The 7,643-nt window shown below is 62.5% G+C and carries 6 protein-coding genes and 1 pseudogene; 5 read left to right on the forward strand and 2 right to left on the reverse strand.

What is annotated here, in order from left to right; translation table 11 throughout:
- Positions 1-102: 102 nt before the first annotated feature.
- Positions 103-915 (reverse strand): annotated as a pseudogene (locus IEX32_RS21030) (LytTR family DNA-binding domain-containing protein); the annotation flags it as partial.
- A 187-nt stretch (positions 916-1,102) separates the two neighbouring features.
- Between IEX32_RS21030 and IEX32_RS19835 the strand changes: the two are divergent.
- The 5 genes from IEX32_RS19835 (at position 1,103) to IEX32_RS19855 (ending at position 6,209) form a co-directional block, all read left to right on the forward strand.
- Positions 1,103-1,909 (forward strand): sterol desaturase family protein, encoded by an 807-nt coding sequence (locus IEX32_RS19835; protein ID WP_188773266.1) that lies wholly within the window; start codon positions 1,103-1,105, stop codon positions 1,907-1,909.
- Positions 1,910-2,317: 408 nt separating this feature from the next.
- A complete protein-coding gene (locus IEX32_RS19840) occupies positions 2,318-3,493 on the forward strand; it encodes an ROK family transcriptional regulator (RefSeq protein ID WP_229736522.1) in 1,176 nt (391 codons plus the stop codon).
- A 101-nt stretch (positions 3,494-3,594) separates the two neighbouring features.
- On the forward strand, positions 3,595-4,515 hold the full coding sequence (locus tag IEX32_RS19845) for a TIGR03619 family F420-dependent LLM class oxidoreductase (RefSeq protein ID WP_188773268.1): 921 nt from the start codon (positions 3,595-3,597) through the stop codon (positions 4,513-4,515).
- A gap of 116 nt (positions 4,516-4,631) precedes the next feature.
- The gene (locus IEX32_RS19850; RefSeq protein WP_188773269.1) at positions 4,632-5,039 is read left to right on the forward strand and encodes a Zn-ribbon domain-containing OB-fold protein; all 408 of its coding nucleotides are present in this window, start codon (positions 4,632-4,634) and stop codon (positions 5,037-5,039) included.
- 3 nt (positions 5,040-5,042) lie between these two features.
- Complete coding sequence (locus IEX32_RS19855) at positions 5,043-6,209, forward strand: thiolase family protein (RefSeq protein ID WP_188773270.1); 1,167 nt, start codon at positions 5,043-5,045, stop codon at positions 6,207-6,209.
- A 61-nt stretch (positions 6,210-6,270) separates the two neighbouring features.
- Here the strand turns inward: IEX32_RS19855 and IEX32_RS19860 are convergent, their stop codons facing one another.
- A complete protein-coding gene (locus tag IEX32_RS19860; RefSeq protein ID WP_188773271.1) occupies positions 6,271-7,461 on the reverse strand; it encodes an acyltransferase family protein in 1,191 nt (396 codons plus the stop codon).
- Positions 7,462-7,643 lie beyond the last annotated feature (182 nt).

Consider the following 7,643-nt stretch of genomic DNA (forward strand, 5'->3'; position numbering starts at 1 on the left):
CCACTGCTGCTACGCTTGGAACAAGCTCGTCGATCAGCCATGGCGCATCATGTCCCTCGGTCTGCGCCAATGGGCCCATGGGTCATGATCATTGCACATTGGTATTACAGTGCGCTTCGCGCCTTTGAATTCGACCGAGGCAATCCCTTCTTCGGCCACCCACCAGCTTCTGTGTACCTGCTCTCCCGACACGTGATCCATTTCATCGATGGCATCTCTCAGCCTCATGAAGAGCAGCTCGCTTTCGGCTTTGCCATGCACGCGAACGTAATGGTCCTCGCTTTGCAGTGCCAGGATCGGGCCTTGAAAGTCCACGGGTAGCCGGCGAGCCAGCCGTGGCTCTTGCGCTTTTGCATCATCCGCCTTTGGGTTTTCGATCTGGTCGGATGGCGGCTCAAGATCACGAAAGGCTTGTTCAGCCACCGGTTGTGGCCTTGCCGAACCGGGCCGCTTTCCCGGCGACACATCGTTGCGCAGATGTTCGTCTGCCCGGCGCGCCCAAACCGTCACTCCCAGAACACCAAGGGCACACAGCATCGCAAAGGGCCAGATCCCGGCAAAACCATTCAGGCCGTGAAAAAGGGCATCCGCGCTCCAGGCCCACAACAGCGCAAGAGGAAAAGCGGACAAGAACACGCCCCAGAACACCAGCGCCCTGGCCGGAAGCGCCGTGACCTCGGCGATCGCCTCCCACAGCAGGATCGAGGGGCGCACCAGGACGTATGCTCCCATCAGTTGCATCCACCAATGCCAACTGCGGGACGGAAAATCGCCGTCAGAATAGGTTCCGAAAGGCCCGAGGAACCCGACAACCGCTGATAGAGCGATCATAGCCCAGAGCTCGATAAGCACACGGCGGAGCCAGCCCACGGATTCTCTCCCGTTCACGAAGCGCCAGTCGTAAAACTGCAGCATTTAACGTAAGTTGGCGTCACATCCGAAAGCGTAACGTAAAAGCTGTTGCCGGCCAACCGCGCAGGGGCATCTGGACGCCCAATGGAGACTCAAGAATGAAGTGCTCGCAGCTCCGTCCCGTCGCTTTTGCCGGGACGCTCACCATCATCGCCCATATCGCGGCCTTTGCCATGGTTCTGAACTGACCATGCCAAACATCTTATCGAGCGGCGAGCACGCCCTGCAACTCTGGCTCTGGGCCTTTTTGGCGACAGGCCTTCTGGCCGGCATCATCAGCGGCTTTTTCAAGGCGAGGAAGATTCAGCCTCGGGGGTTCAAATGGAAGATCTTCCGCAACGAAGCGATTGTGGCGGTCATCACACTCCTGATCTCCGGCAAGATCCTGGGTGCGTCCAAGTCCTGGCTCATCGCCAATGGCTGGATCACCTTTCACGATGGACCCGCAGCCTGGTGGATCATCGCCCTTGAATTCGGCGCCTACTTCGTTCTTTTCGACACCTACTTCTACTGGCTTCACCGCTGGATGCACAAGGAGCCGGTCTATAGCTGGGTCCACAAGCTGCATCACAAGTCCACCTCACCGAACCTGCTGACCACCCTGTCGGTAAATCCGCTCGAATCGCTCATCAATGGCGGATTCGTGCCCTTGTTCGTCGCGGTTTTCACGGTCCACGATGCAACGATGGCCTTGATCTTGCCGACGAACATCCTGATGGGCCTTTACGTTCACTCAGGATACGAGTTCCTGCCGCGCTGGTGGAACAAGACGTGGGCAACGAAGTGGTTCATTACCGCAACCTTCCATGACCAGCACCACCGCTATTTTACCGGAAATTTCGGCGGTTACACGACGATCTGGGACAGGTTGTGCGGCACGATGCGGAAGAAATACGAGGATGATTTCGACGCGATCAAGGAGCGCAGTAGGCGCCGAAGAAGCGACGACACGATCCTGGTCGCTGACGGTCTGGGCACAGGCAGAGCGGACACGTAGACGGCGCATTGGTACAGGCGGGCGCGGGAGGAGCCGCTTCTCAATCCGGCGCCCCTCCGCGCGCCTGTTTCCATTACGGCGATACAGCCCCTCCAGAGGCGGCATTCCCAAGTGCGGTAATCCGAGCCGCGTGGCGAATGCGTGCGAAATCCGGCTCCCCGAGGTTTTTCCCGCCTGCCCAGATTGATGCAGGTACCTACCGGCAGGCCGGCGGCAGCGCCCGGGACGGCATCGCGCGCCCATAGCGGCGTAAGCAGGACAATGCACAGAAATGCGCACTTGATCGCGCGAATCCCGTTGGTAATCCCCCTCTCCGCGATTATGGCTGCCATCGCATTCTGCGCCATCATTAACACAATTACTTTTTTTAACCTTGGAAGATGGGCGGGCGTCAAGGGAGAAGTGCGCTTGATCAAGACGGGAGTACGGTTGTCGGGAACCAATCTCGAACGGGCCGCCGAACACAACCAGCGCACTACCCTGCACGCCATCCGCGTCCATGGCTCGATCACCCGCGTCGCGCTTTCGCATATCACGGGCCTGACCGCGCCCGCGATCGCCAACATCATCAAGCGCCTTATCGAAGAAGAGCTGGTGGTTGAGACCGGCCGCCTGCGCAAAGGGCGCGGGCAACCGGGCAAAGTCATCGAGATCAATCCGGCCGCCCGGTATTCGTTCGGCGTGAACATCGACCGCGACCGCATCAGTTTCGTGCTGGTCAACTTCATGGGCGAAGTGATCGCCCGGAGGAACTGGGAGGACGCCTTCTCGCTTCCTGCCGACGTCGAGCATCTCTGGCGGACCAACGCGCAGCAAATGCTGGCGGAGAGCGGGGTGGATCCGGCGCGGCTGTGCGGCATCGGCGTCGCCATGCCGGACGATCTGGGCAGTATCTACATTCCGGGGGCGCCGAGCACTTACACGCAATGGCGCGAAGTGGCCGTCGAGAAACTCTTTGCGACACCCTTCGACGTTCCCATTCTGGTCGAGAACGATGCCCGGGCCGCCGCGCTTGGCGAGCAGCAGTTCGGTTCGGGGCCGGAGTACTCGAGCATCCTCTACCTGCTCATCAGCGCCGGGGTTGGCGGCGCGCTGATCATCAATGGCCAGATAGTGCGGGGCGCGACCGGGCGCAGCGGTGAGATCGGACTGATCCCGCTGGGCAACGACGTGCTGCTGCAGGACCATGTCTCGCTATCGAGCCTTGCTCGGCATCTGGCGCGCGCGGAGAAGGATCTGGCCACGGTTTTCTCCAGCGATACAGACGAAGGATGCGAGGCATCGGTCAATGCCTGGATCGATGAGGCGGTCGAGGCGCTGGTGCCCGCGCTCACCACCATCAACTGTATCGTCAATCCGTCCGTGGTCCTGATCGGCAGCCGGCTACCAGCATCGATCGTCGACCGCCTGGCCGCCGCGACCGAGCAGGCTATCGAAAAGGCTTACCCCGACCTTCCCGCCCACGCCCCGGTGCGGCGGGCTGAACTTTCCGGATCGGCTTCCGTGATCGGTGCCGCGATTCTTCCCTTTATCAAGCTCTACCTGCCGACCGACAACGCTCTGTGGAAGGCCGAATCCGATTGACTGCACAAGAATGGCGGCCGCATGGCCCCCGCCCCGGCAAAGGTGATTGACCGGGGCCAGAAATCCCCTCTCCATGCCGGGGGAGAAACCGGGAGGATACAATGAAGCTCGGCTTTGCAATGCCGCACCTGCTCCAACTCAAGGCAACCATGCAGGACTGGGAGATGGCCGTCACCGGCGCGGACCAGACGAAGCTTGCCAAATGGGCGGAAAAGCTCGGTTTCGAGATGATCGCGGTGCCCGAGCATCACATCATCCCGAACAAGCACGTCGCGCTTTCCGGCCCGTTCTATTTCAACGCCTACACGGCGATGGCCTATATCGCGGGCGCGACCGAGAAGATCCGGGTCAATTCCTGCATCGCCATCCTGCCCGCGCAGAATCCGATCGTGACCGCCAAGGCGCTCTCGACGATGGACTGGCTTTCGAGCGGGCGGGTCACGATCACGTTCGCGGTCGGCTGGCTGGAGGAGGAATTCGCCCTGCTCGGCGTTCCCTTCCATGAGCGCGGGGCGATGGCGGAAGAATATGTCCAGGCGATCATCGCGCTCTGGACCCAGCAAAACCCGGAATTCGAAGGCAAGTACGTCTCGTTCAGGGATGTCGCCTTCGAACCCAGGCCCGTGCAGAAGCCGCATATACCCGTCTGGTTCGGCGGAGATGCCGATCCGGTCCTCAAGCGCATCGCCCGCCATGGGCAGGGCTGGTGGCCATTCCTGACCAAACCGGAGGACATCCCGGCGCGCATCGACTTCATCAGGTCGCAGCCCGACTACAATGGCGCGCTCGCCGACGTCTACTACGGCATGTCGACCGCACGGGTCGGCGAAGGGCACAAGGTGATCGACGATCCCACCGCCCGGCCCGGCCAGACCAAAAACGAGATCATCGATCGGCTCGGCGCGCTCGCCGATCTCGGCGTGACCTGGAGCTCGGTGCCGATCCCGAATCTTCCCGGCATCGACGCCTATTACGATTACACCCAGTGGATCGCCGAGGAGATCATGCCCGCGATACGTTGAGCGGGCAGGCGATGGCGACGAACGTGGGCGCGATGAGTGGCGCTTTCGTCTGCCATCGGTATTGACCCCTTGCCCCTTGCGTCGGACTGATCGCGCAAGACTTGGGAGATGCGATCATGAACCCACCCCACCGGCCCCGGCCGCGCCTCGATTCCGTCAACACTCCGTTCTGGACGGGCGGCGCCGAAGGCAAGCTCAACCTCTGCAAGTGCGCCGATTGCGGCGAGTTCACGCATCCGCCGCTGCCGCTGTGCCGGCATTGCCAGTCGGAGAACGTAGCGCCTCACGCCGTCGCGGGGACCGGCGAGATCGATACCTACACGATCAACCACCAGCCCTGGGCGCCGGGCCTCGAAGTGCCCTTCGTGATCGCCCGCGTGCGCCTAGACGGCGCGCCGGGGGTCTACCTCACCACCAACATCGTCAACTGCCCGGTCGAGGACGTCGACTTCGACGACAAGGTGCAGGTCGTCTTCGAAGAGCAGGACGGCATTTTCTATCCCCTGTTCGAGAAGGTGGGCTGAGCCATGGCACGCAACGAAGCCTACATCACCGGCGTCGGCCAGTCGGAAGTCGGCGTGCGCCTGCCGCGCCATCCGCTGTTGCTCACGATCGATGCGGTCAATGAGGCGCTCGCCGATGCGGGGCTGACCCTCGACCAGATCGACGGCGTCTGCACTTACCCTGGCAAGGTGCCAAGTTTCCTCGGCTTTTCTCCTGTGGGTTCGGACGAGGTGATCGAAGCGCTGGGAATCAGGTCGAAGTGGCACAACGGCGCCATGGAGCAGCCTGCCCAGCTCTCCGCCGTCGGCAATGCCGCGCAGGCGGTGAAGGAAGGGCTGTGCCGCCACGTCATCTGCTTCCGCACCGTCTACGAAGCCGGCGCCATGGCGAACCCCAGGGAATACCCGATGTCCCGGCCGGACACCGTCTCTGGCCCCTCGCAGTGGACCAGCCCGTTCTGGGCGATCTCCGCCGCCTGCTGGACCGCGCAATACGCCATGCGGCACATGCACAAGTACGGCATGACCCGCGAGCAGCTTGCGCAGATCGCACTCAACGCTTCGAGGAACGCGATGAAAAACCCGCGTGCCCGCGCGATCACCAGGGAAGAACTGACGCTCGATAAATACATGTCCTCGCGGATGATCTCGACGCCCTTCTGCCTCTACGACTGTGACCGCTTCACCGACGCCTCGACCGTCGTTATCGTTTCCGCCGGGGACGCGCTCGACGAAGTAAAGGTCGAGCCGGTGCGCATTGCCGCCATGTCCGGTTCGGTCGACCGCTATTCGTGGGATCAGGTCGAGTGGCCGGCCGCCTATGAGACCGGGCACGATCTGTGGACGCGCACCGACTACACCGCGAAGGACGTCGACACCGTCCAGTTCTACGACGGTTTCGCTTTCCTGCCGATCACCTGGCTCGAAGGCCTGGGTTTCTGCGAGAAAGGCGAAGGGGGCCGCTTCATCGAGGGCGGCACACGGATCGCGAGCGATGGCGAACTCCCTCTCAACACCTTTGGCGGACAGCTTGGCGCCGGGCGCCTTCACGGCTTCGGCTTCGCGCACGAGGCAGTGACGCAGCTTCGCGGCAAAGGTGGCGAGCGGCAGATCCCCGGCGATCCCAAGGTTGCGGTAGCGACTTCCGGCGGCGGTCCGATGGCGGCGGCCCTGCTGCTCGCGAGGGACTGACCTCCGGCAGGTTCCGGCCCTGCGGGCTCTCCTCCCGCGGGGCCGGTTCCATCCTTCTTCGTCAGGTCGATGCGAGCGCCGGCTGCGTTGCCGGGCCGCGCTTGGGCACACGCTGACGCTTGAGGCCAATCAGCGGACGCAGGGGTCCGATCTCGCGGCCGATCAGGTAGAACAGCCAGGAACCGACAGCGACCGAGCCGCACAGCAGCAGGAATTCCGGCAGCGCGGTAAGCCCCTTGTCGCGCAGCCAGTAGCTGACGATCACCATGATCGTCTGGTGCGCGATGTAAACCGGGAAGACCGCCTCGGCCAGCGTCGCGCGCCAGGGGGCGTCGCGGTTCCAGAAGCGGTCGGCGATGCCGAACAGCGCGATCACCATGCACCAGCTTTCAACGGACTTGGCGAAATAGAGCGGCGCATGCCACTCCGCCGGCGTTCGGATGTTTCCGGGATAGATCAGCGCGTCGCGCGCGACCCAGGCGAAGCCTGCAAGCGCCAGCACGAGCGCCGTTTTCCATTGTCGGGCAATCGCCTGACGCAGCGCTTCGGAATGGCGCAGCAGCATTCCGAACAGGAACATGGCCCCGTAATGCAGGTGCGCCGCGCGGTCGACCAGCAGGCTGTGCATGTCGGTCCAGCCATAGGCCAGGTATTCCCGCACCAGGAAAACGAACCCGATGCCGATCGGCAGCAGCCACGGCCCCGCCAGCGCACGCTCGGCGGCACCGCGGATTCGCTCACGCCAGGCCTGCGGCAGCGCGGCCTGCACGGCACAATAGAGCATGGTGTAGGCCAGCAGGTAGACCACGAACCACATATGCATCAGCCGGGGCACGTACTCGTAGCGGACCGTCCGGAAGCTGAAGGCGTCATTGAGCAGATAATAGAGATAGCCATGCTCATAGCCGGAATTGACGAGCCCCATGTAGGGCTGCGGCGGCACCACAACCAGCAGGCCGAAGACCAGCGGAATGCCAAGTCGGGCAAGACGGCTGCGGAAGAACGCGCCGGTGCTGCCGTCTTTCGCCAGCAGTGCCGCGCTGGCATAGCCGGAGATCGCGAAGAGCAGCGAAAGCCGCCACGGGCTGAGGCCCGACAGCGGAATCTCTGCCCATTCGACGACGCCGCGCGTCGGCGTCTGATAGCCCCACGGGGTGAAGTTGTAGCCAACATGATAGAAGATCAGCAGCACGAAAGCGCCAATGCGCAGCCAATCCATGCCATAGTGGCGTTGCGTGGAGGCAGGCTTCATCTTGTTCCAGTACAAGGATGCACAAGCCGCCCCCCTTAGGCGCTGTGAGGCGCTTCGGCAATCTCCCGTTGACATCGGCAGGGCTCCGAACTCAGGTTAACGGAAAAAAGGGTCTTTACGATTTGAGCGAAGGCTGAATCTGTGTGCGCGCTATTTGGGAGGCGCACATGGACGAGTGGGAC

This window comes from Novosphingobium endophyticum, assembly GCF_014640675.1.
In the GTDB taxonomy this organism is placed as follows: domain Bacteria; phylum Pseudomonadota; class Alphaproteobacteria; order Sphingomonadales; family Sphingomonadaceae; genus Novosphingobium; species Novosphingobium endophyticum.